Source organism: Staphylococcus caprae (genome assembly GCF_002902725.1).
Taxonomy (GTDB): domain Bacteria; phylum Bacillota; class Bacilli; order Staphylococcales; family Staphylococcaceae; genus Staphylococcus; species Staphylococcus caprae.
In genome coordinates this window covers 17,305-40,529 of record NZ_PPRT01000013.1, presented here as the reverse complement: position 1 = coordinate 40,529, position 23,225 = coordinate 17,305, and the positions used below count along the sequence as shown (strand labels likewise).

The 23,225-nt window shown below is 33.6% G+C and carries 16 protein-coding genes; 5 read left to right on the top strand and 11 right to left on the bottom strand.

Features of this window, described 5'->3' with window-relative positions:
• Nucleotides 1-174: 174 nt before the first annotated feature.
• Together CD155_RS02775 and CD155_RS02770 are read right to left on the bottom strand one after the other, a co-directional pair.
• On the bottom strand, nt 175-1,998 hold the full coding sequence (locus CD155_RS02775) for an acyltransferase family protein (RefSeq protein WP_002441817.1): 1,824 nt from the start codon (nt 1,996-1,998) through the stop codon (nt 175-177).
• A 471-nt stretch (nt 1,999-2,469) separates the two neighbouring features.
• A complete protein-coding gene (locus CD155_RS02770; RefSeq protein WP_002433201.1) occupies nt 2,470-2,778 on the bottom strand; it encodes a metal-sulfur cluster assembly factor in 309 nt (102 codons plus the stop codon).
• 111 nt (nt 2,779-2,889) lie between these two features.
• Between CD155_RS02770 and CD155_RS02765 the strand changes: the two genes are divergently transcribed.
• Both CD155_RS02765 and CD155_RS02760 read left to right on the top strand, forming a co-directional pair.
• Nucleotides 2,890-3,711 carry a Cof-type HAD-IIB family hydrolase gene (locus CD155_RS02765; protein ID WP_044466319.1) on the top strand — a complete coding sequence of 274 codons (822 nt, stop codon included), beginning with the start codon at nt 2,890-2,892 and terminating at the stop codon, nt 3,709-3,711.
• A gap of 72 nt (nt 3,712-3,783) precedes the next feature.
• A complete protein-coding gene (locus CD155_RS02760) occupies nt 3,784-5,100 on the top strand; it encodes a CoA-disulfide reductase (RefSeq protein WP_103212453.1) in 1,317 nt (438 codons plus the stop codon).
• 62 nt (nt 5,101-5,162) lie between these two features.
• On the opposite strand, the gene CD155_RS02755 is transcribed toward CD155_RS02760, so the two are convergent.
• The 8 genes from CD155_RS02755 to CD155_RS02720 all read right to left on the bottom strand — a co-directional run bounded on the left by CD155_RS02755 (nt 5,163) and on the right by CD155_RS02720 (nt 17,670).
• Nucleotides 5,163-5,564, bottom strand: coding sequence for a YisL family protein (locus CD155_RS02755; protein WP_103212452.1), 402 nt, complete (start codon nt 5,562-5,564; stop codon nt 5,163-5,165).
• 262 nt (nt 5,565-5,826) lie between these two features.
• Nucleotides 5,827-6,735 (bottom strand): fumarylacetoacetate hydrolase family protein, encoded by a 909-nt coding sequence (locus CD155_RS02750; RefSeq protein ID WP_002441813.1) that lies wholly within the window; start codon nt 6,733-6,735, stop codon nt 5,827-5,829.
• Between the two features lie 200 nt (nt 6,736-6,935).
• Nucleotides 6,936-10,592 (bottom strand): helicase-exonuclease AddAB subunit AddA, encoded by a 3,657-nt coding sequence (gene addA, locus CD155_RS02745; RefSeq protein WP_103212451.1) that lies wholly within the window; start codon nt 10,590-10,592, stop codon nt 6,936-6,938.
• Nucleotides 10,592-14,059: a helicase-exonuclease AddAB subunit AddB gene (addB, locus tag CD155_RS02740; protein ID WP_103212450.1), complete on the bottom strand. Its 3,468-nt coding sequence runs from the start codon at nt 14,057-14,059 to the stop codon at nt 10,592-10,594. The genes addA and addB overlap by 1 nt, the downstream gene beginning before the upstream one ends.
• A gap of 134 nt (nt 14,060-14,193) precedes the next feature.
• Nucleotides 14,194-14,769, bottom strand: a complete 576-nt coding sequence (gene lepB, locus CD155_RS02735) for a signal peptidase I (RefSeq protein ID WP_103212449.1) — start codon at nt 14,767-14,769, stop codon at nt 14,194-14,196.
• 21 nt (nt 14,770-14,790) lie between these two features.
• On the bottom strand, nt 14,791-15,309 hold the full coding sequence (gene lepB / locus CD155_RS02730; RefSeq protein WP_002441809.1) for a signal peptidase I: 519 nt from the start codon (nt 15,307-15,309) through the stop codon (nt 14,791-14,793).
• 4 nt (nt 15,310-15,313) lie between these two features.
• Nucleotides 15,314-15,889 carry a TVP38/TMEM64 family protein gene (locus CD155_RS02725; protein WP_037541249.1) on the bottom strand — a complete coding sequence of 192 codons (576 nt, stop codon included), beginning with the start codon at nt 15,887-15,889 and terminating at the stop codon, nt 15,314-15,316.
• Nucleotides 15,890-16,338: 449 nt separating this feature from the next.
• Nucleotides 16,339-17,670, bottom strand: coding sequence for a glucose-6-phosphate isomerase (locus tag CD155_RS02720; protein ID WP_103212448.1), 1,332 nt, complete (start codon nt 17,668-17,670; stop codon nt 16,339-16,341).
• Nucleotides 17,671-18,017: 347 nt separating this feature from the next.
• On the opposite strand from CD155_RS02720, the gene CD155_RS02715 reads away from it, so the two are divergent.
• From CD155_RS02715 to CD155_RS02705, 3 genes are all read left to right on the top strand, one after another.
• On the top strand, nt 18,018-19,223 hold the full coding sequence (locus tag CD155_RS02715) for an argininosuccinate synthase (RefSeq protein WP_103212447.1): 1,206 nt from the start codon (nt 18,018-18,020) through the stop codon (nt 19,221-19,223).
• Nucleotides 19,213-20,595, top strand: coding sequence for an argininosuccinate lyase (gene argH / locus CD155_RS02710; RefSeq protein ID WP_103212446.1), 1,383 nt, complete (start codon nt 19,213-19,215; stop codon nt 20,593-20,595). Before CD155_RS02715 ends, argH begins: the two co-directional genes overlap by 11 nt.
• A gap of 178 nt (nt 20,596-20,773) precedes the next feature.
• The gene (locus tag CD155_RS02705; RefSeq protein WP_103212445.1) at nt 20,774-21,865 is read left to right on the top strand and encodes a glycerophosphodiester phosphodiesterase; all 1,092 of its coding nucleotides are present in this window, start codon (nt 20,774-20,776) and stop codon (nt 21,863-21,865) included.
• 68 nt (nt 21,866-21,933) lie between these two features.
• Here the strand turns inward: CD155_RS02705 and CD155_RS02700 are convergent, their stop codons facing one another.
• Complete coding sequence (locus CD155_RS02700) at nt 21,934-23,178, bottom strand: Glu/Leu/Phe/Val family dehydrogenase (RefSeq protein WP_002441801.1); 1,245 nt, start codon at nt 23,176-23,178, stop codon at nt 21,934-21,936.
• Nucleotides 23,179-23,225 lie beyond the last annotated feature (47 nt).

Below are 23,225 nucleotides of genomic sequence, written 5' to 3'. Positions count from 1 at the left end.
TTATAGACCCTCTTTCATCAATATTCAACAATTTACACTTATTTTTTGACCTTTTTTCCCTATTAATTTTTGAAAATAAATTCTACAATATCTAGTTTCTTTATACCTTTAATTACATAAAAAGAAACTAGCCCAACGTTAGCTGATTAACGTCAAACTAGTTTCTCATTAAACCTATTTCTTTTTCATATTTTTCAATATTTCATCTGTTAGAGCTTCGACACCGCTATTTTCAAGATGTATACCATCTGGAGCAAAGTACTCTGTATGCCCTTCTGAACGTTTGTACCAATCAACAAGTTTTACATTCTTATGACTTTTAGCAGCATTTGCCATTAACTGATTCACATGGCCTTCATATGATCTTGGCACTCTCGTATTAACAAGGTAGACTTGAGCTTTTCCAAATTTATCAATTAGATCATCTAATTGCTCTTTTGAGAAATCCCCATTAGTACCTAATTCTAAAACAACTTGGTCAGAAGATTTACTATAATTCTTATAATTGCTATCTACTAATGGAAGTGCTTGATACAAGTTTCGCCCCACTTTACCATCAATATTTGCCTTCGGAACTCTAGATTTAAACTGTTCACCAATATCGACCATGACCGAGTCCCCGATTAGTAATGGTTTAATATCAGAATACACTTCATCCTCATTCTTACCTTCTTTTGTTTTTCCATCATTCGTAAGCGTAATGTCATCAATAGGCAACATATGGATGAGATATTTGTCATTTTCATTTGTATTAAATGATTGTGCTTTATCAGAAATTTTATCTTTACCTAATTTATCAAATGCACCTGCAAGTATCAGAATAAGTGGTAATGCTAATATAATTGTTACCACAGTTCTTATAAATTGAGGTTTAAATCTCTTCTTAATAGCAAACGCTTTAAGTCCTTGCTTTCTGAAAGGTGTCTCTACGTATCGATAAGATAATTCGGCAAACATAACAGTTAATATGATATCTAAGAAATAAACATAAACTGGAATTTGCCCGTCTATATAATGACTATGAATGAAACTAATTATAGGAAAATGCCACAAGTACAGACTATATGACCGTTTACCAATATAGACAAACAATGGATTACCTAAGGCTTTAGATACCAATGTAGCAGGATGAACGACACTCGCTATGATAAGTAATGACATAGCTGAGATGAGATAGAACCCGCCATTGTAAATCCAGTCACTTTCATCTTTAACTGTAAAGAATAAAACAACTAAAAATAACAAACCGACTATTCCGGCAGTATCAATAGTTGCTTTTAGTGCCCTAGGTGGATTTGCCTTAAGTTTAAATGGTGGCCACATAAATGCAAGAAGTACTCCTAACAGTAATGTTTGTAGTCTTGTATCAGTACCAAAATATACACGTGAATGATTCATATGTGGTTGAGAAATTACAACCATTAATAATAGTGAGATTAAAGAAATAATCCAAAATACAAGCGCTACATTTTTATACTTCTTCATTGTCATCAATAATAAAATTAATATTGCTGGGAAGAACAGATAAAATTGTTCTTCAATAGCTAAAGACCATAGATGTTTTAATGGCATAAATGAAAATTGTTCAAAGTAATTAACATCTTTAGCTATATACCACCAGTTAGATACATAAAAAATTGCGGCAATAATGTCATGCTTGACCCTAACGATATTATCAGGTTCAAGAACAAGTGTTGCAAAACCAACCACAATCAATAAGGCTAACACCGCAGGTAAAAGTCTTTTTATACGTCTAATCCAGAAACTTTTAAGGTTAATAATTCCTGTTTCTTCATATTCTTTTAATAATAGACTTGTTATCAAAAAACCTGAGATAACAAAGAAAGTATCTACTCCTAAGAAACCGCCAGTGAGCCATTTCTTATTTAAGTGATAGATAATAATTCCAAGAACCGCAATTGCGCGCAAACCATCAAGTCCAGGCATATAACGCATTTTTTTACCGCGTTGATGACCTTTCTTTAATTCTTTTTCCATTTTTTATAGTCATTCCCTATTAATAATAAATTTCTAAAAATAAATAAATTGAGATTCTAACAATGATTCATTGAAGTGACAAACTTCTCAATCACACTCTTCGAATAAAACATTTTATTCAATTTTTCCCGTAAATTGACTAATTACCTTATGTTCCATTCTTGGTGTCTCATTATCAACTTATGTCGAATTCTTCACAATATTATTAATTATACTATTAATAAAGTATAAAGTTATTTATTTTAATGTGAGAATTAATTTTCCCCGAAAAGTAGTAAGTGTTAAACATTGTAATATATTTGTAACATTAATTCAATTTAAATAGCAGTTTGATTTTATTAAAAATTTCTTAACTCCATTTCAGGTTAAATAATCACTTCATAAATATTTTTTATCATTTTCCACACAAAAAAGAATAGCTACTATCATTTTCACAAAGAAAATGTGTAACTATTCCTTAAAAACACAAATTTATCCAACACCTAGAGCGATCTTCGCATAACGAGACATCATATCTTTATTCCATGGTGGGTTCCAAACAATGTTAACTTCTGTATCAGAAATCTCAGGAATTTCTGCTAAAACACCTTTAATTTGTTCTATAATTTGTGGTCCTAAAGGACATCCCATAGAAGTCAATGTCATTTCAACTGTGCATAGACCTTCATCGTCTACATCAACTTTATATACTAAACCTAAATTGACAATATCAATGCCTAATTCAGGGTCAATAACCATTTCAAGAGCTCCTAGGATGCTATCTTTTAAAGCTTCCTCCATGAGTATCACCTCTCTAAATTATCTTTATACTAATATATCAAATATCCGACAAAACGCCAATAAAATGCTATGATACTGATACATGATAATACGAAACACAAGGAGTCATTTATGCAACCATATTTAATTTGTCTAGACTTAGATGGAACATTATTAAACGACAACAAAGAAATCTCATCTTATACAAAACAAGTTTTAACTGAATTACAACAACGCGGCCATTACATTATGATTGCTACTGGTCGACCTTATAGAGCAAGTCAAATCTACTATCATGAATTAAACATGAACACACCCGTTGTTAATTTTAACGGCGCTTATGTACATCATCCAAAAGCTCAAGATTTTGAAACAATTCATGAAGTTTTAGATGTTGAAATATCTAAGAATATCATTACTGCTCTTCAACAATCACATGTAACTAACATCATTGCTGAAGTAAAAGATTATGTCTTTATTAATAATCATGATCCCCGTCTATTTGAAGGCTTTTCAATGGGGAATCCTAAAATACAAACAGGTAATCTATTAGAGCAATTGAATGAATCTCCAACTTCTTTACTCGTTGAAGCAGATGAAGATAATATTCCAGAAATTAAAGATATGCTCACTCATTTTTATGCTGAAAATATTGAACATCGTCGTTGGGGCGCACCTTTTCCAGTAATAGAAATCGTTAAACGTGGTATTAATAAAGCACGAGGCATTGAATATGCAAAACAATATCTCAATATCGCAGACGATCGAATTATTGCATTTGGCGACGAAGATAATGATATAGAAATGATTAAATATGCTACATACGGTATTGCCATGGACAATGGATTGCAAGACTTAAAAGATGTAGCAAATCATACAACATACAGTAATAATAACGATGGCATTGGTCGCTACTTAAATGATTTCTTTGATTTAAATCTACGTTATTACTAATATATACAAATCGTAAATGGGAAGACGTGCTTAGAAGTCTCCTTCCTATAAACAAATAAAGGAGTTAACATCGTGAATAAAATTGTTATCGTCGGTGCGGTTGCAGGTGGCGCTACTTGCGCAAGTCAAATTCGCCGTTTAGATAAAGAAAGCGAGATAGTTATTTTTGAAAAGGACAGAGACATGAGCTTTGCAAATTGTGCTTTACCTTATTATATCGGCGAAATCGTTAACGAACGAGATAACGTATTGGCTTATACACCTGAAACTTTTTATCAGAAAAAGCAAATTAAAGTCAAAACATATCATGAAGTTATAGAAATTAATGATGATAAACAAACTGTGACTGTATGCAATCGACAATCTGGAGAAACTTTTGAAGAATCATATGACACACTTATATTAAGCCCTGGTGCTGACGCTAATTCTTTAGGGTTTGAAAGTGATATTGCATTCACTCTAAGAAACTTTGAAGATACTGAAGCTATTGATCAATTTATAAGTGAAACGGATGCAAAGCATGCACTCGTCGTAGGTGCAGGTTACATTTCTTTAGAAGTATTAGAAAATTTACATGAACGTGGCTTGAACGTGACTTTGATCCATCGCTCAAATCATATTAACAAACTAATGGATCAAGATATGAATCAACCTATTATTGATGAATTAGAAAAAAGAAATATCTCTTATAGATTCAATGAAGAAATTAGTAAAATTGATCAACATCAAGTCACTTTCACCTCTGGTAAAGTTGAAAATTACGACCTCATTATTGAAGGTGTTGGAACACATCCAAACTCTAAGTTTATTCAATCTTCAAATGTTCAATTAGATGAACATGGTTTTGTACCAGTGAACGACAAATTTCAAACTAATATTCCTAATATTTATGCCTTAGGAGATGTCATTACATCGTTTTATCGTCACGTTGATTTGCAAGCACAAGTTCCGCTTGCATGGGGCGCACACCGTGGTGCAAGTATTATTGCCGAACAATTAGCTGGAGATGCTTCTATTTCATTTAAAGGCTATCTAGGTTCAAATATTGTTAAATTCTTTGATTATACACTTGCGAGTGTTGGCGTAAAACCTAATGAACTTGACTATTTCAATTATGAAATGGTCGAAGTGAAACAAGGCGCACATGCAGGTTATTACCCAAGAAATACTCCCCTTCATTTAAGAGTCTACTTTGAAAAGGATTCTCGTAAACTTTTACGTGCTGCGGCAATCGGTCAAGAAGGCGTAGACAAAAGAATAGATATTATGTCAATGGCAATGATGAATCAAATGACTGTTGATGAATTAACAGAATTTGAAGTCGCTTATGCCCCTCCTTACAGTCATCCAAAAGATTTAATCAATATGATAGGTTACAAAGCAAGATAAAATTAAAAAGCTGCGTATGTACCGTTGTGGTAACGTACGCAGCTTATTATTTATATTCAATTCTATCCTAAACCAAGCATTTTAGTTATAGGACCCCATGGTAAAATAATACCAATGACAATAGTTATAACAATTAATGCGATTGTAATCCAAAAGAATTTATGCCCTTCTTCTTTTTTCTTTCTTTTCGCAATAGATACTTCCATAAAAGCGATCACCGCTAAACCACATAACATTTTGAATGTTAATAACATGTGGTTACCGCCGCCACCGTGTGCAGCAGCAACAAACTCTTTTATTAATTCCCAGAAACCGGAAATCAATGTGAGTAGCATGAATAAACGCAATGCCATATGTAATGGTTTAAAGTAAGGTGTTGCACCTTGAACTTTTGAAAAGTTTAAATAAGTCGCGATAAACAAAATAATTGCTAAAACCCAACTTAAAATATGGACATGTAACATATGTGTCCCCCCATATATATTTTTCTCAACTATCATAACATATTTAGGAAATGTTAATGATAGCATCACTCTTATTTTTATTTCACAACTTCATTAAAATAATCATCATTTTAAATTTATAATATTATTCCAAGAAAAAGCGCACCCTAAAAAGTTCAATTTTACTCCAACTTTTAGGATGCACTTTAAATAATAAAGTAGTTTCTAAAAAATTCATGTCTAAAACTCATTAGAGTACAGAGACATAAATGAAAAGCATTTATTATTTATCTTCAGAAATATAAGTTGTTAACGTACCAATATTATCAATCGTTACTTTAACTTCATCGCCAGGTTGTAAGAATTGTGGTGGTTCCATACCTGCACCCACGCCTGCAGGTGTACCAGTAGCAATAATATCGCCTGGATGTAATGCAACATATTTAGAAATTTCTTCGATTAATTCATCAATTTTAAGAATCATTTCTCCCGTACTACCATCTTGACGAATTTCGTTGTTGACTTTAGTAACGATGTTTACATTCTCAGGAGTAGGAAGCTCATCTTTTGTTACGATATATGGACCCATTGGACAAGCACCAGTTAAACTTTTAGATAAGAAAGCTTGGTCGTGAGCATTTTGTGCTGTACGGTCAGTAATATCATTAATAATTGTATAACCGTAAATATAATCTAAGGCTAAAGCTTTAGGGATCTTCTCACCTGATTTACCGATGACGATACCTAATTCGCCTTCATAATCTAATTGGTCAGTAATGTCTTTGTGATTAGGAATTGTTGATTCATCACCTGTTAAAGATGATGCAGCTTTAGTGAATACATATAAACGTTCAACTTCATGATTTAACTCGCTTGCATGATCTTGGTAATTACGTCCAAATGCGATGACGTTATTAGGTGGAGTGACAGGTGGTAAAAACTCTACATCGTTAAATGAAATTTTAAATTCTTCTTCTCTTCCACTATCTTCAGCAGCCACTACTGCTTTACGCACTTGTTCTTGAAAATCTAGTGTTTGGTTTTGTTGTAAGCCTTGTAATAAAGTTTTAGGATGGAAATCTTCTTCACCAAATTCTGCAAAGACCATTGGTAAATCCCAAACAGCATCTTCACGTTTTACTTTGACACCGTATGAAGTTCTGTCATTGTGTTTGAATGATAGAAATTTCATTCATAATCAACTCCTCATCTATATCTTATTTCATATTATAACTATATCTGAGTTCAAATAACAAATATATAAGTAAGAAAATTAAGAAATTTCTTACAGAACATATGTCTCTTAGTTGTTAAAAAAGCCATGTTCTCGAATGCGATACGCTTACGAGAAACATGGCAAATTTTTAACTTTTTATTCTTTTATTTGTTCGATTATTTATCAATTTCTAACATACCAAATTTGAAGAAATAGAGATATCCTTTAACTGGTTGTTTAAGTATTGTCTCTAACGTATTACGATAATACTTCATTTGAATTTGATATTTTTCTTTAAGTTGTTGACCAATTTCATCATCGGTCATACCTTTTCTTCTATTGAATGCATCTGTTTTATAATCAACGAAATAGTATGCGCCATCCTTTTGGAAGATTAAATCAATCATACCTTGAATAATTGAAACGTCTTCTTCCGACTCAGGCAATTGATCTACTTTCGCTTGATTCACAACAAATGGTAATTCAGTATACACTTTATCCGCTTGTGCGATTTGCATATACAGATCACTTTCAATAAAACTCATCATCTCATCAAATTTGATATCTGCTTTAGCATCTTCTTCAATAATATTACGTTCGATTAATTCATCCACGTACTGGTCTAGCTCTTCTCTAGTCATACGCCCTTCTTTAAAAGGTAAATGTTGCATGACTGTATGCATTAAAGTACCGATTTCATTAGCTTTACGCTTTTTATTTTGACTTAAAAATCGAGGGCGCTCATATGTGGCAACACCAATACGATATTGTCTGACTCTGTCGTAATTCGTGTCACTTTCTTCTGTTTCAAGTTGACGTTTTAATTCAGACACAGACTGTTTTGAAGGTTTCAAAGTATCCTCTTGATATGGATATTGATATGTCAGTTGTTGATGAATTTTAGCTTTAACGTCATCATCGCCACTATTGATGTCATCCATATCACTCACTGTTCGGCGTTCATTTTCAGGGGTAACTTCTTCAGTAGATACATCTTCGTAGTGATCTACAACGATGGATACCCTTGGCTTCATTTCAGAATTGAGTGTTTCAATATCCTTTTCAAACTTCTGATCATGAGGTAATGACGCACTTTGATGCTTTGCAAGAATACTATAGATTAATTTAAATGAATTCTTAGCAGTTAAACGCTCATTTACAGCAATATGATTCCCAGAAATTGCCAATTGTTCAAGATCGGTTAATTCTTTTTCTTTTTTAACCCTACCTATCAAGATGAGTTGTTCTTTCGCACGTGTTAATGCGACGTAAATTAATCGCATTTCCTCAGAAATATGTTCCTTACTATTAATTGCTCTGTAAGCTACTGAGGATAGAGATGGATAGATCATTTCCTTTTCAGTATCGAAATAATCCATACCTAAACCATATTGTTGATTTAAAATGACTGGCTTAGTCAGATCGCTTTCATTATATTTCTTAGAAAGTCCAGAATAGATGACGAATGGGAATTCCAAACCTTTACTACTATGAATAGTCATCATTCTAACGACATTATCGTTCGGCCCAACAATATTTTCCTCACCGAAGTCTCTTCCACGGTCAATCAATTCATCAATAAATCGAATAAATTGGAACAATCCTCTAAAGCTAGAATTTTCGAATTCTATAGCCTTATTAATAAGTCCATAAAGATTAGCTCTTCTACCCTTGCCACCGAGGAGACCACTAAAATATTGAATAACAAAGTGGTCGTTATAAAATTTATCAATTAATTGGTAAACAGGTTCACTTTGACTATAAATCTGATATTTTTTTATATCTTTGATAAATCGTTTTAACTTATCAACAAGTTGAGCATTTGCGTTGTCATCATTAATATAGTGTTCTATTGATTGATAGAAATAGATATCGTTAGGACTTATCACTCGAATTTCAGCTAATTCATCTTCTGTAAATTGATAAATCACTGAACGCATTAAACCAACAAGATAAATATCTTGCAAAGGATTATCTACAGTTCGTAAAAAAGATAATACGAGTCGAACTTCAGTTTGTTCAAAGTATCCCTTTTTACTTTTAACATGAAAGGGAATGTCACTGTTTTTAAACGCTTGTTGAAGATTTCGAGCATTATCAGTATTTCTCTCTAATATGACTATATCTTTGTAGGTCGCATTTCTATACGTCCCATTTTTCATATCGTAAACTTGTCTATTTTCGATGATATCTTTTACTTGTTCAACAATGTAGTCCGCCTCTTGTTCGCTTCCTGTTAAATCACTAGATTCCTTATCCGCTTCAATTAATGCACGAAGTTGTACGGGATTCTCAGCTTGATCATATGGCGCACCGTAATAAAGTTGAGCCGCATCATCATAGGTGATTTCTCCTACATTTTCATCCATCATATGTTTAAATAAATAATTTGTTGTAGAGAGTACCTCTTGTCTAGAGCGGAAGTTTTGCGACAAGTCAATAACCATGCCTGAATCTTGTCCATCACTTGTAAAGCGATTGTATTTTTCAATAAAGAGACTGGGATCAGCCTGTCTAAATTTATAAATCGACTGTTTTACATCACCTACCATGAACAGATTCCCGTTATGTTCGTCACCCGTTTTAATACATGACAAAATCTTTTCTTGTACACGGTTTGTATCTTGATACTCATCGACAAGTATTTCTTTAAAGTGTTCTCGATACGTTTCGGCAATGTGAGAAGGTGTCCCATCCTCATTAGTGAGAATTTGTAAGGCAAAGTGTTCATAATCTGCGAAATCCAATAAATTGCGACTACGCTTTTGCTTGCTAAACGCCTCAATCACATCTTTAACGATTTGAGCTAAATATGCTACTCTCGGTGCCAATTTTTGCATATCTAACTTCAAATCTTCTGCGCTTCTTGAAAAGTAGTTATTTTTCACTTCAGAGACTAGTTCTTTATAATGATCATAGTGTTTCTTAGCGTCGTTTAATGCCTCTTCCATACCTTCATTTGTTTCTTTAATTTTCTTGGATATAGAAGGAAAACGACTTACAAATTGATGAGACACAAGCGTGTCAGTGTGAATGACTTCTCCTTCTATCACTTTAGAAACAAATCGACGCTCATCTTCAACGACTTCTAAATGTTTCTCCACATCCTCTAACATAGAGAATAAATCGAAACTCTTTTGTATTTCTTCATGAGCTGCTTTTAAGAAAATCATAGCCAAATCATTTAATAATTTTAATAATTGAGCTTGTTGTTCTTCATCTCTATAAGGATGAGATAATTGATTCAACCATTCGAAAGGATTAGGATTCGCAATACTAAAGAAGTACATACGTTTAATAATGTCTCTAAATTGATCATCATTTCTATCAGATGATAATTGTTCGGTTAAATCTATAAAATCTGGATCTAAAATATCATAATGGCGTTCTAAAACATCATCAATCGTTTGATCGAGTAACAACACATTTTCAGCTTCATTACTTGTTCTGAAATTCGGATCAATATCTAATACGTCATAATGTTGTTGAATTAATTTCAAACAAAAACTATGTAACGTTGAGATTTGAGCTTGATGAATTTTAATGCGTTGATTTTTTAAATGTTCATTATTCGGATCTTCTATTGAAGCTTCTTGAATACGCTGGTCAACCCGATGTTTCATCTCACGTGCACTTAAATTTGTAAATGTTACGACTAATAAGCGGTCAACATCAATTTTATCTCTTAAGATACGCTGAATAATACGTTCTACTAAGACAGCTGTTTTACCTGATCCTGCTGCAGCAGCAACAAGCACGTCTTGACCTTTCGCATAAATACTACGCCATTGTGCGTCAGTCCAAATCACATCATTCGGTTTAGTAGGAATCATCACTTGTCACCACCTTCGTCGATCATTTTTTGAATTAATTCCAGAGGTTTAATGGTTTCATCTACTGTGCGATAGCGTTTACTATCTATCATGCCATCGACATGACATACAGATTGATAACTACAAAATTGACATGGCAATGTGTTTTTGTATTTTAAAGGTGCCACTTCAGTGTGACCATCCATAATATGTGTCGCAGTGTCGATGAAGTTATTCTTGTTATGTTGAATAAATTGGCGAATAACATCTTCATCGGCTACACGACTGGTATTCTTACTGATTGCACCTTTAGTTGTTAAACCAAGAGGGACAATATCTGAAGTAAAACTTGGTTCCATACGACTATCTATCGCATCAATGACTTCTTCATCACTATTTAGAAGACCACTCATCTTAAAGCTTTTAATTAATTCTTTATCTAATTTTTCTTCATCAATTTTGGACCAATTTTCAAATTTAATACGCGGTTCATGAACATGGAAATAAAGTAGACCACCAGGTTTAACAATATCTGTGAGACCTAATCTTTCTTGATTTTGCAAAACGATATCCATGTAGGTCATCATCTGCATTTGCAAACCGTAATATACTTTCGTTAAATCTAATGTAGCGCTGCTCGTTGATGATTTATAGTCAATGATATTAACATAACTATGATCACCTTTAGTATACGTATCAATACGGTCAATCTGCCCCCGAATATTAATAGGAATACCTTGTTTAGTGTGTAAAGGTTGTGCTACCAATTCCTCTTTATTTTTAGGAGATTTGCGGAAACCTGTTTCGAATCTTTGAGGTACAAATTTTGAAAATCCAGTTTGATACTTCAATGCACTTAATGTTGTCTCTACAATTGAACCTATTCTTCTAGATAAATACTTATAATACGCCGAAGAATTTAATAAATTAAATTGAACTTTAGGTAAAATCATTTCCAGCGCTTCTTCTGTTAATGCTCTGATTTTCTTGCGATCTAAGTTTTTAAAGTCTCCTTCAACGCGATCAGAGATATGTTTCAGCACTGAATGGAAAATATCTCCTAAATCAAAGTTTTGTAATTCATACTTAGTACGTTCATTTAAACGTAAACCATGTGAAGCATAATGTTTAAACGGACATTGTTGATAACCTTCAAAACGAGACACACTTGCATTGATTGTTTTGCCATACAATTGTTGCGTTAAAGATTCGTTAAGTTGTATTGTTTCGTTGTCGTACGTAAGTGATGTGATTAAATAGTCTAGACCTCGATTGAGTCGCTCATCATCTCGTATGACTTGATACGCATCGAGCCATCTTATATCTACATCCTCTTGATCCAACCACGCACGTAAGGCATCAAATAATTCAATTTTAGTTTGATGAACATGTTGCATTAGACTGATTGGTTGTTCTTCATGTTCTTGATGAATGTTAGTGATCTCTAAATGATGATACATGTCTTTAATTTGTGATAGAAACGGGCTGATTTCCTTTTCATCACCAGAATTGCCCATTAAACTATATGAAAATGTCACCTTCTGACGTGCACGTGTCATAGCAATATAACAAACAAATGCTTCATCCATTTGTAAAATATCTGAAGTAGGACTTAATTCTATATCAGCATTTTGTTCGAAATATTTCTTCTCTTCATCAGTAATCAAACTAGAAGAAGATACTGGCTGTGGCAAGGAACCATCATTCATACCTACCATATAAACGTGTTGCTTATTATCCACTTTAGCCAAATCCATTGTACCGATACTAACTTGATCCAATGTTTGAGGTATCATAACGAACTCAAGTTGTTCTAAACCTATATCGAACACCTCAAGAAATTGTTTCAAAGTCATATCTTGTGTATCAAATACAGTAACTAAATCATCTAATATTTGTATGAAACCATTCCATATTTGGTCAATTTCTTCAGCTTGTTGATGCGCTCCTGCTACATCTAATTCATCTCTTTCTGTCATCAGTTGATTAGGTAATTCAAAATATTCCATACTTTCGTAAAAAGCAGTCGCAAAATCTCTTACAGTAGTTGCTTCGCTCATCGCTTTTTCAAAATAAAGCACTTTATCAATCACATGATTCTTCAGACGAATGACTTCTTCATATGTTTCTCGTTCTTCAGGCGTTAAAGCATGTGATTTACGTCCCATCTTGTTAAACTGCTCAACATTAAAAATGTCTTCATCTAACCAACGTTTACCATAAACACCACGTTCTAGGACAAAATTTTCAAGTAAATCTATCAAATAACTACTATTCTTAAGTTGCGACGTCAGTATGTCAGTCTTGAATAAACGTAGCATGGCATTAATATTCCAATTGGATTGAATCACTTCTATTAAAGAGCGAATCATTTCCATGATCGGATGATGTGACATTGATTTTTTCGTATCTATATTAAAAGGAATATCATACAAAGGAAAAATAGAGTCGAATAAATAGGCATATGACTCATCACGATACAAAATTGCAATATCTTGAAACCTTAATTGATGATCGCGCACGTCTCTTAAGATTCTTCGTGCTAATTCATTCACTTCTTCTCGCATACTGGAAGATTCAAGTATTTCTATAGCATTTGAATGTTCTTGAGGCGTCATTTGCAATGCATCAAAGTCACTTTCTAAATGTTTGAGCTCCTCATTTTCAAAACGGTAACGATGACTAAATTGTGTTTTATTCAGCTCAATATTTAAGTGACTGGCAATGTCCTCTAAGTGAGTCAAAACCTCAGAGGGCTTTCTAAATAAACTAAACTGGTCTTGATTACCATCCGTGGTTAATAGTACTGTCACTTTCTTCGCGTGTTGAACAAGGGCTTCAATCATTCTATATTCAAGTGTTGAAAAGTTATGGAAACCATCAATAAATATTTCGGCACGTTTTAACCATTCTGATTGCGACATTTGATCTATAAATTGTTCTAAACTATCCTCTGTCGTTATAAATTCTCCACTCATACGCGCTTCTAAATGTCTGTATATGAGAGAAATGTCTTCTAATTTATGTTGCGTTCGTGTTTGTAATTGATGTTCAGAAATAAATTGTTCTAAATGCTCAGGTGTGACACTGTATTTTTTAAAGTCTTGAATTTGTTCAGCAAGCTTTTCACTGAATCCATAATATCTGGATTGCGAACGGTACAATTTAAGTTCTGACTCATGTTGCTGGACAATGTGATAAATCATCATTTCCATTGCGGCTTTAGATAACCTTTGCTCTGTAAACCCGCCCACTTCTTGAAAAACACGATGACTTAATCTTTCAAAGTGAAGGACTTCTGTTCTTAAACTACCATTCAGTTCAGGATCATTGACAAAGGCTTGTTCAAGTTGAAATGTACTTTGTGTTGGAGCAATTAAAATGATAGGGTCACCTAATGGATCGTGTTTCATTTCGTTCTTTATATAATCAAGCATAGATGCTGATTTGCCCGTACCAGCTCTACCGATATATGTATTTAATTCCATGACATTCCCTCACTCCTTTACCTTTAATATTATCACATCAAAGTCATGTTCTAATATAAATAGAAATGGAGATCTCTATAAAATTTATTTATAGAAATCCCCATCATTGATGTTCTTCTGTTAAGTTTTTTTGCTTAATTTTTAGTGTGATCTGGATTGAAATTAGATTTAAATTCGCTAAATGGCCAGAATCTAAATGAAACTTTACCTACGATTTGATCTTTATCTATCAATCCAAATGAACGACTATCTTTACTTACTTCACGGTTATCACCTAATACTAAATATTTACCTTTAGGTATCACATTTGATTTAGGGTTCGCATTTGGTAAGTCTTTAACTTTAAACGTACCAGTAATATACTCAATTTGTTTACGCTTTTCATTATAGTTCAAATATGGTTCTTCTTGCTTTTTACCATTGATATATAATGTATCGTTTTTATATTGAACACTATCGCCTGGTGTCCCAATCACACGTTTGACATAGTCATCTTTTTTATTAGCATGGAAGACAATGACATTTCCTTTTTCAACACCGCCGATTTTATAACCAATGATGTTAACCATGACACGTTCACCATCTTTTAACGTAGGATCCATGGAATCACCTTTAATTGTGTATGGCTTAGCTACAAATTTTCCTATTATAAATATAAGTGCAAGCGCTACGGCAATGGCGACAATCCACTCCATAATTTCTTTTTTCAATTTTTACACCTCTTCTAATTTCTAAAATTGATAGGCAAATTCTTTAAATGGGTAATATTTTAAACTTACATCGCCAATGATATCCTTTTTGTCAATCAAACCATAGCGTCTTGAGTCTGATTTGTCACTATCTTTATCATTTAATACGACATATGAACCAGGCGGAATTGTATCTCCATCCGAATTTTTAATATCACGTAATGCAATGTTATTGATTTGTCTATGTTTGGCATATTTATCATTTACACGTCTATCATCTCTGTATAAATGATGATTTCTAATTTCAATTGATTCTCCAGGCTTACCAATGATTCTGCTAAAATGAACTCGCCCATCTTGTCGATACATAATAATATCACCATGGTCAAGTAAATCGAAGGTAACTTTAATTTTATTTACAATCACTCTATCATCTTTATTTAAAGTTGGGGACATACTTTGATCTGGTATGACTGCGCCTATAATAATAAAGCTTTGAATGAATAGTACAATAATAATTGCAAAAATTAAGGAAATCAAATATTTAATCGCACGTCGCACATTTTCACTCCTTAGTAGAACCCATGAAATGTTTTTCTACTTTTTTACTAATAAACCAAAGTGCAACGAGTAATAATAGCATAATAAGCGCGCGTATCGGATTAGTAAAAATGGTAGTTACTTCCCTTCCCATTACTCCTAAAATAGTGATTGAAATTAGTTTTGAAATAGTTAATACAATAAAGTAATACTTAACTTTGATATGAGATAAACTCGCTACTAGATTAATCAACGTATTTGGTGTAAATGGAAAGCATAATAATATAAATAAAGGTATTAAACCTTGTCTATCTACAAAACTTATAAGTCTCTGAACGGACTTTCTTCTTTTAACACTTTTCATTCTCTCAGTATTCACAAGTTTCTTACACACTAGAAATACTGTAAATGTACCAGTTACGATGCCTAACCAACTGATGATAATTCCCGGAATTGAACCATATGCGTGCATTAATAGTACAACATATAGCGTCAAAGGTAACACAGGCACAATTGCTCTAAGGTAGAGCATGATGAACCCAGGAATATATCCGAATTGCCGAAATACGTCAAACCATTCTTCTAATTGATGAAACGACAAAACATCAAATCCTTTCTAGGGTTAATATTACTTTATTATTATAGTGGTAATTTACGCTTTTTGAAACAACAAAATTTTGTTAACAATATAAATCAGTCCTTAGTTGTAAGGCTCTATAAATGAAATTGAGCAATATGGGGAGTGGGACAGAACAATAATTTAGCAAAATTATTTTCGTTGTCCCTCTCCCAACTTGCATTGTTTGTAGAATTTCTTTTAAAGAAATTCTCTGTGTTGAGGCCCCGCCGGCAAGGATGGCTAGGATTGAAAGAAGCTTGATATAAGTGTACTTTCAATTCAGACATCTACTGCCAATATGTTAAAGAAAGCTGAGACAATTAATTATGTCCCAGCCTCGTAAAAATGCCAACACCTCGAGTATATAACTCAAGACATTGGCATTTATTTTTAATGATATATGGTAAAACGAGACCTAATCATATTACATATTATAAACGGTCTTCTAATTCTTTTTTCTTATCTTCATATCCTGGTTTACCTAATAATGCAAACATGTTTTGTTTATACGCTTCAACACCAGGTTGGTTGAATGGGTTAACACCTAATTGATAGCCGCTCATCGCACAAGCAAGTTCAAAGAAGTAAACAACATAACCGAAAGTTTCTTCATCTAATTGAGGGATGTTAACTACAATATTAGGAACGCCACCGTCAGTGTGTGCTAATAATGTACCTTCGAAGGCTTTCGTATTCACTTCATCAATTGTTTTACCTGCTAAGTAATTTAATCCATCTAGATCGTCGCTATCCTTTTCAATTGTAATATCATGTTTCGGATGATTGACTTTCACAACTGTTTCGAATAAGAAACGACGTCCCTCTTGAACATATTGTCCTAATGAGTGTAAATCTGTTGTGTAATTGGCACTTGAAGGATAGATACCTTTGAAATCTTTACCTTCAGATTCACCGTATAATTGTTTCCACCATTCATTGAAATACTGCATAGAAGGCTCATAGTTAATTAACATTTCAGTTGTATAGCCTTTGCTATATAAGATATTACGAATAGTTGCATACTGGTACGCAATGTTTTGATCTAAATCTTCTGATGATAATTCTTCGCGAGCTTTAGCTGCGCCAATCATAATGGACTCAATATTGATACCTGCTGTTGCAATTGGTAATAGACCTACTGCAGTTAATACAGAATATCTTCCACCTACATCATCAGGCACAACAAATGTTTCATAGCCTTCATTATCTGCTAATTGTTTCAATGCGCCTTTTGATTTGTCAGTAGTAGCGAAAATACGTTTCTTAGCTTCATCTTTACCATATTTATCTTCAACTAATTGTTTAAACAATCTGAAAGCAACTGCAGGTTCTGTAGTTGTACCAGATTTAGAAATTACATTTACTGAGAAATCTTTATCTGCTAAATAGTGAACTAATTCTTGTGTATAGCTTGAAGATAAATGATTTCCTACAAAAACAATTTCAGGATATTCAGTACTTGTTCTAAATGAAGAAGTTAACATTTCGATTGCTGCACGTGCCCCTAAATATGAACCCCCAATTCCTATCACTACGAGCACATCAGAATTTGATTTAATACGTTTAGATGCTTCAACAATTCTTGAAAATTCTTCTTTATCATAATCAACTGGTAAGTCTAACCAACCTAAGAAGTCGTTACCTGCACCAGTGCCTTTATGGATAGTATGATGAATCGTTTTAACGATATCTTTTTGTTGTTCTAATTCATGTTTGTCGAAAAATTCTAAAGTTTTACCATAATCTAATTGAATATGAGTCATCTTATTGCCTCCTATGTTATGTACTAAATTAATTTTACTAAGTTTGTATGTGCTATTCAATTCACAAGTTTAACTCTTCTATTGAAAAGTGAGTTTTCTGTGACTTTTATCACAAAATATAATTAAACAAGCTTTTCTCTCTTCAGCTTACTATTAATACATTATTCATTTTACAGAATTTTTAAATATATCTAAAACACCATTATGTCGAACTTTAAACATTATAAAGAAAAACAACCGGATTTTCACTTTTGAATATTTATGTAATAAAATGGTTTTATTTTCATTAACAATCTGCTATGATGTAGCCATATTAAAATTCTGAAAATTATTTGAGGTGTAAACTTATGAAAGAAAAAATCGTTTTAGCCTATTCAGGCGGTTTAGATACAAGCGTTGCGGTACAATGGCTTATTGATAAGGGTTACGATGTTGTTGCATGTTGCCTAGACGTGGGAGAAGGAAAAGACTTAGACGTGGTATACCAAAAAGCGTTAGATATGGGTGCAATTGAATGTCACATTATCGATGCAACTCAAGAATTTAGCGATGATTATGTGAGCTATGCAATTAAAGGGAATTTAATGTATGAAAATGCATATCCATTAGTTTCTGCACTTTCTCGTCCATTAATCGCCAAAAAGTTAGTAGAAATAGCTGAAAAAACAAATTCTGTAGGTATTGCACATGGTTGTACAGGTAAAGGAAATGACCAAGTACGCTTTGAAGTGGCAATCAAAGCATTAAATCCTAACTTAAAAGCTTTTGCCCCAGTTCGTGAATGGGCTTGGAGTAGAGAAGAAGAAATTGATTATGCGATTCAACACAACATCCCGGTATCAATTAATCACGATTCACCTTACTCTATCGACCAAAATTTATGGGGAAGAGCAAATGAATGTGGGATTTTAGAAGATCCTTATGCTGCGCCGCCTGAAGACGCTTTTGACTTAACAACACCTCTTGAAGAGACTCCAGATGAGGCTGACGAAATTATCATTTCATTTAAACAAGGTATTCCAGTTCAAATCGATGGAAAAGCTTATCCACTCGATGACCTTATCTTGTACTTAAATGATCTTGCCGGGAAACATGGTATAGGAAGAATTGACCATGTTGAGAATAGAATGGTAGGTATTAAATCAAGAGAAATTTATGAAACACCAGGTGCGGAAGTATTACTTAAAGCGCATAAAGCATTGGAAACCATTACGTTAACGAAAGATGTAGCACATTTTAAACCTGTTATTGAAAAGCAATTTTCAGAGCAAATATATAACGGGCTATGGTTCTCACCTCTTACAGATAGTCTAAAACTCTTTATAGATAGTACACAGCAGTATGTTGAAGGTGATGTGAGAGTTAAATTATTTAAAGGCAATGCTATCGTTAATGGTAGACAGTCTCCATATACTTTATATGATGAAAAGCTTGCGACATACACTAAAGAAGATGCATTTAATCAAGAAGCAGCTGTTGGCTTTATCGACATCTATGGATTACCAACACAGGTCAATGCGATGTTACATGGAGGTTATAGTAATGAGCAATAAAGCTTGGGGAGGTAGATTTGAAGCGCAACCTGAAGATTGGGTTGATGACTTTAATGCTTCAATAGATTTTGATAAAAATCTAATCAATCAAGATGTACAAGGCAGTATTGCACATGCAACGATGCTCGCGAATCAAAGTATTATTTCACAAGACGAAGCAGAGGCAATTATTAAAGGGTTAAAAGAAATTCAAAAAGATTTCAATGAAGGTCATATTGAATTCAAAGCTTCTTTAGAAGATATACATCTAAATATTGAACATGAATTAATCCAACGTATCGGTGAAGCTGGAGGTAAATTGCACACCGGACGTAGTAGAAATGATCAAGTGGCAACAGATATGCATTTATACACGAAAGCACAAGTCCAACATATTATTGAGCTCATTGAATCCTTCCAGCATACGATTGTCAATCTTGCTGATCAACATGTTGAGACGATTATGCCTGGGTATACACATCTTCAACGCGCACAACCTATTTCATTTGCACATCACGTATTAACTTACTTCTGGATGTTAGAACGTGATAAAGGTCGTTTTGAAGATAGTCTGAAACGTATCGATATTTCCCCATTAGGCGCTGCAGCTTTAAGTGGGACAACACATCCGATTGATAGACATGAAACTCAAGATTTATTAGGCTTTGCGCATATATATGAAAATAGTCTAGACGCAGTAAGTGATCGTGATTACATCGTAGAAACATTGCATAATATTTCGCTTACCATGGTTCACCTTTCTCGTTTTGCCGAAGAAATCATTTTCTGGTCAACCGATGAAGCAAAATTCATTACCCTATCAGATTCATTTTCAACTGGGTCATCAATTATGCCTCAAAAGAAAAACCCAGACATGGCTGAACTCATCAGAGGCAAAGTCGGTCGTACGACTGGTCACTTAATGAGCATGTTGGTTACACTCAAAGGGCTACCTCTCGCATATAACAAAGATATGCAAGAAGATAAAGAAGGTCTATTTGATGCAATTCACACAATTAAAGGTTCTTTACGTATATTTGAAGGTATGGTTGCTTCAATGACAGTTAACACAGATCGACTTAGTGAAACTGTGAAGAAAGACTTTTCTAATGCAACAGAACTTGCAGATTACTTAGTAAGCAAGCATGTGCCTTTCAGAACAGCTCATGAAATCGTTGGAAAGATCGTTCTAGATTGTATTCATCAAGGGATTTACCTTCTAGATGTACCTTTATCTGAATATCAATCTCATCATTCGAGTATTGAAGAAGATATTTACGACTACTTAACTCCGGAAAATTGCTTAAAACGTCGTAAAAGTTATGGATCAACAGGACAAGAATCTGTAAAACATCAATTAGAGGTAGCGAAATCTTTACTAGCTAAATCATAATTAGTAAGTATAAGAACACAAATGTAAATATTAAACACCTAAATGATACAGTTTATTGAGATTACTTTAATAAATTTTGAAGTTACTAAATTTTAAATTAATATATTGTAAAATCGCCTTTCATCCTTTCAAATTATTGTAATTTTAAGATATCACTTTAATTTGAAAGGATGTTTTTATGTTCAAATCTAAAAAAGTTATTTTCACAAGTTTGACTGCTTTATCGATTGGTCTAGCTAGTGTAAGTGCACCAACTTTTGCCAATGAAACTGGGTTAAAAGGAAACCAAAACACTTCTATGAATTCAAAAAGCACATCTACTCAAACTCAACAGTCAGCAACACATCAAACATCGAACACTACAACACAATCCAGCAAAAATCAAAATTCTCAACATCCTCAGTTTAAACGACAACCAGAAGCTGATTCTGTAAGTGGTAAAACAAATGATAAGCACAAAAAATGGGCTAAAAATTTAACTGGAGAAAAATTCACTACCATCGCGCATAGAGGTGCAAGTGGATATGCCCCTGAACATACATTTCAATCCTATGATAAAAGCCATAACGAATTAGGCGCGTCATACATAGAAATTGATTTACAGCGAACAAAGGACGGTCATTTAGTCGCAATGCATGATGAGACTGTAGACCGTACCACTAATGGTCATGGTCGAGTAGATCATTATACTTTGAAACAATTGAAAAAGTTGGATGCTGGAAGTTGGTTTAACAAAGCACATCCTGAATATGCGAATAAAAAATATAAAAACGCAAAAGTACCTACATTAGATGAAATTTTAAGTAGATATGGTAAAAATGCGAACTACTATATTGAAACAAAATCCCCTAATGTTTATCCAGGTATGGAGAAACAGTTACTTAATACTTTAAATCAACATGGTATGCTTTCTAATCACTCATTAAAAAATGGTCACGTGATGTTGCAGTCATTTTCTGGAGATAGCTTACAAAAGTTACATCAAATGAACTCACATGTCCCACTCATCAGATTGATGAATAAATTTGAATTATTAAATGCCTCAGAACAAGATTTAAAAGCAATTAAGTCTTATGCGATTGGCGTAGGTCCAGAATATACAGATTTAAATATTAAAAACACTCGACACCTTAAAGATTTAGGATTCTTAGTGCACCCTTATACAGTTAACGACGTAAATGATATGAGACGATTAAATCAGTATGGCGTCGATGGTGTCTTCACAAATTATGCGGATCAATATAAAGCAGTTTCAAAAACACAACAATAATGAATATAAAAAAAGACTTTGTGATTAGCTTGAATTGCTACACAAAGTCTTTTTATACTTGATTCTTATTATGCCCAACCGCGGTAACGTGCAGCTTCTGCCGTACGCTTGATACCAACAATATAAGCAGCAAGTCTCATATCAATTTTTCTATTTTGAGATAATTCATAAATTGTATCGAATGCAGTAACTAATTTATCACGTAATTTTTCATTTACTTCTTCTTCTGTCCAATAATAACCTTGGTTATTTTGAACCCATTCAAAGTAAGAAACTGTTACACCGCCAGCACTTGCAAGTACATCAGGTACAAGTAAAATGCCACGCTCAGTTAAAATACGTGTTGCTTCAGGCGTCGTTGGTCCATTTGCCGCTTCAACGACAATGTCAGCTTTAATATCATGCGCATTATCTTCTGTAATTTGGTTAGAAATCGCAGCTGGCACTAAAATATCACAATCTAATTCAAATAATTCTTGGTTAGAAATTGTATCTTCAAATAAATTTGTTACTGTACCGAAGCTATCGCGACGATCTAATAAATAATCTATATCTAAACCATTAGGGTCATGTAATGCACCATAAGCGTCACTAATGCCAACAACTTTGGCACCTAAGTCATATAAAAATTTAGCTAAGAAACTACCAGCATTACCAAAACCTTGAATTACTACTTTAGCATCTTTAACATTCATACCTCTACGTTTAGCCGCTTGCTCAATTGCGATAACAACACCTAATGCTGTTGAACGGTCGCGTCCTTGAGACCCACCTAATACGATAGGTTTACCTGTGATGAATCCTGGTGAGTTGAATTTATCAAGTGCACTGTACTCATCCATCATCCATGCCATAATTTGTGAATTAGTAAATACATCAGGTGCTGGAATATCTTTGTTTGGTCCAACGAATTGAGAAATAGCTCTTACATAACCACGAGATAAACGTTCAACCTCATGAATACTCATTTGACGTGGGTCACAAACGATACCACCTTTACCGCCACCATATGGTAAGTCAACAATACCGCATTTTAAAGTCATCCACATAGATAATGCTTTAACATCTTCTTCATCAACTTCCGGATGGAAACGTACCCCACCTTTAGTAGGACCGACAGCGTCATTGTGTTGCGCACGGTAACCAGTAAATGTTTTAACGGTACCATCATCCATACGCACTGGAATGCGAACTTGTAAAAATCTTAATGGTTCTTTAATAAGATCGTACATTCCGTCGTCAAATCCCAATTTGTGTAATGCCTCTTTAATAATTCCTTGTGTGGAAGTCACTAAATTATTATTCTCAGTCATGATCCTATTCGCCTCTTTTTTAACTAATGATTTCGCTTTCAAATGTT

What these genes read in the sequence shown, in the direction of transcription:
- CD155_RS02775 (WP_002441817.1), bottom strand. Translation starts at nt 1,998, where the DNA reads ATGGAAAAAGAATTAAAGAAAGGTCATCAACGCGGTAAAAAAATGCGT.
- CD155_RS02770 (WP_002433201.1), bottom strand. Translation starts at nt 2,778, where the DNA reads ATGGAGGAAGCTTTAAAAGATAGCATCCTAGGAGCTCTTGAAATGGTT.
- CD155_RS02765 (WP_044466319.1), top strand. Translation starts at nt 2,890, where the DNA reads ATGCAACCATATTTAATTTGTCTAGACTTAGATGGAACATTATTAAAC.
- CD155_RS02755 (WP_103212452.1), bottom strand. Translation starts at nt 5,564, where the DNA reads ATGTTACATGTCCATATTTTAAGTTGGGTTTTAGCAATTATTTTGTTT.
- CD155_RS02750 (WP_002441813.1), bottom strand. Translation starts at nt 6,735, where the DNA reads ATGAAATTTCTATCATTCAAACACAATGACAGAACTTCATACGGTGTC.
- addA (WP_103212451.1), bottom strand. Translation starts at nt 10,592, where the DNA reads ATGATTCCTACTAAACCGAATGATGTGATTTGGACTGACGCACAATGG.
- addB (WP_103212450.1), bottom strand. Translation starts at nt 14,059, where the DNA reads ATGGAATTAAATACATATATCGGTAGAGCTGGTACGGGCAAATCAGCA.
- CD155_RS02720 (WP_103212448.1), bottom strand. Translation starts at nt 17,670, where the DNA reads ATGACTCATATTCAATTAGATTATGGTAAAACTTTAGAATTTTTCGAC.
- CD155_RS02715 (WP_103212447.1), top strand. Translation starts at nt 18,018, where the DNA reads ATGAAAGAAAAAATCGTTTTAGCCTATTCAGGCGGTTTAGATACAAGC.
- argH (WP_103212446.1), top strand. Translation starts at nt 19,213, where the DNA reads ATGAGCAATAAAGCTTGGGGAGGTAGATTTGAAGCGCAACCTGAAGAT.
- CD155_RS02705 (WP_103212445.1), top strand. Translation starts at nt 20,774, where the DNA reads ATGTTCAAATCTAAAAAAGTTATTTTCACAAGTTTGACTGCTTTATCG.
- CD155_RS02700 (WP_002441801.1), bottom strand. Translation starts at nt 23,178, where the DNA reads ATGACTGAGAATAATAATTTAGTGACTTCCACACAAGGAATTATTAAA.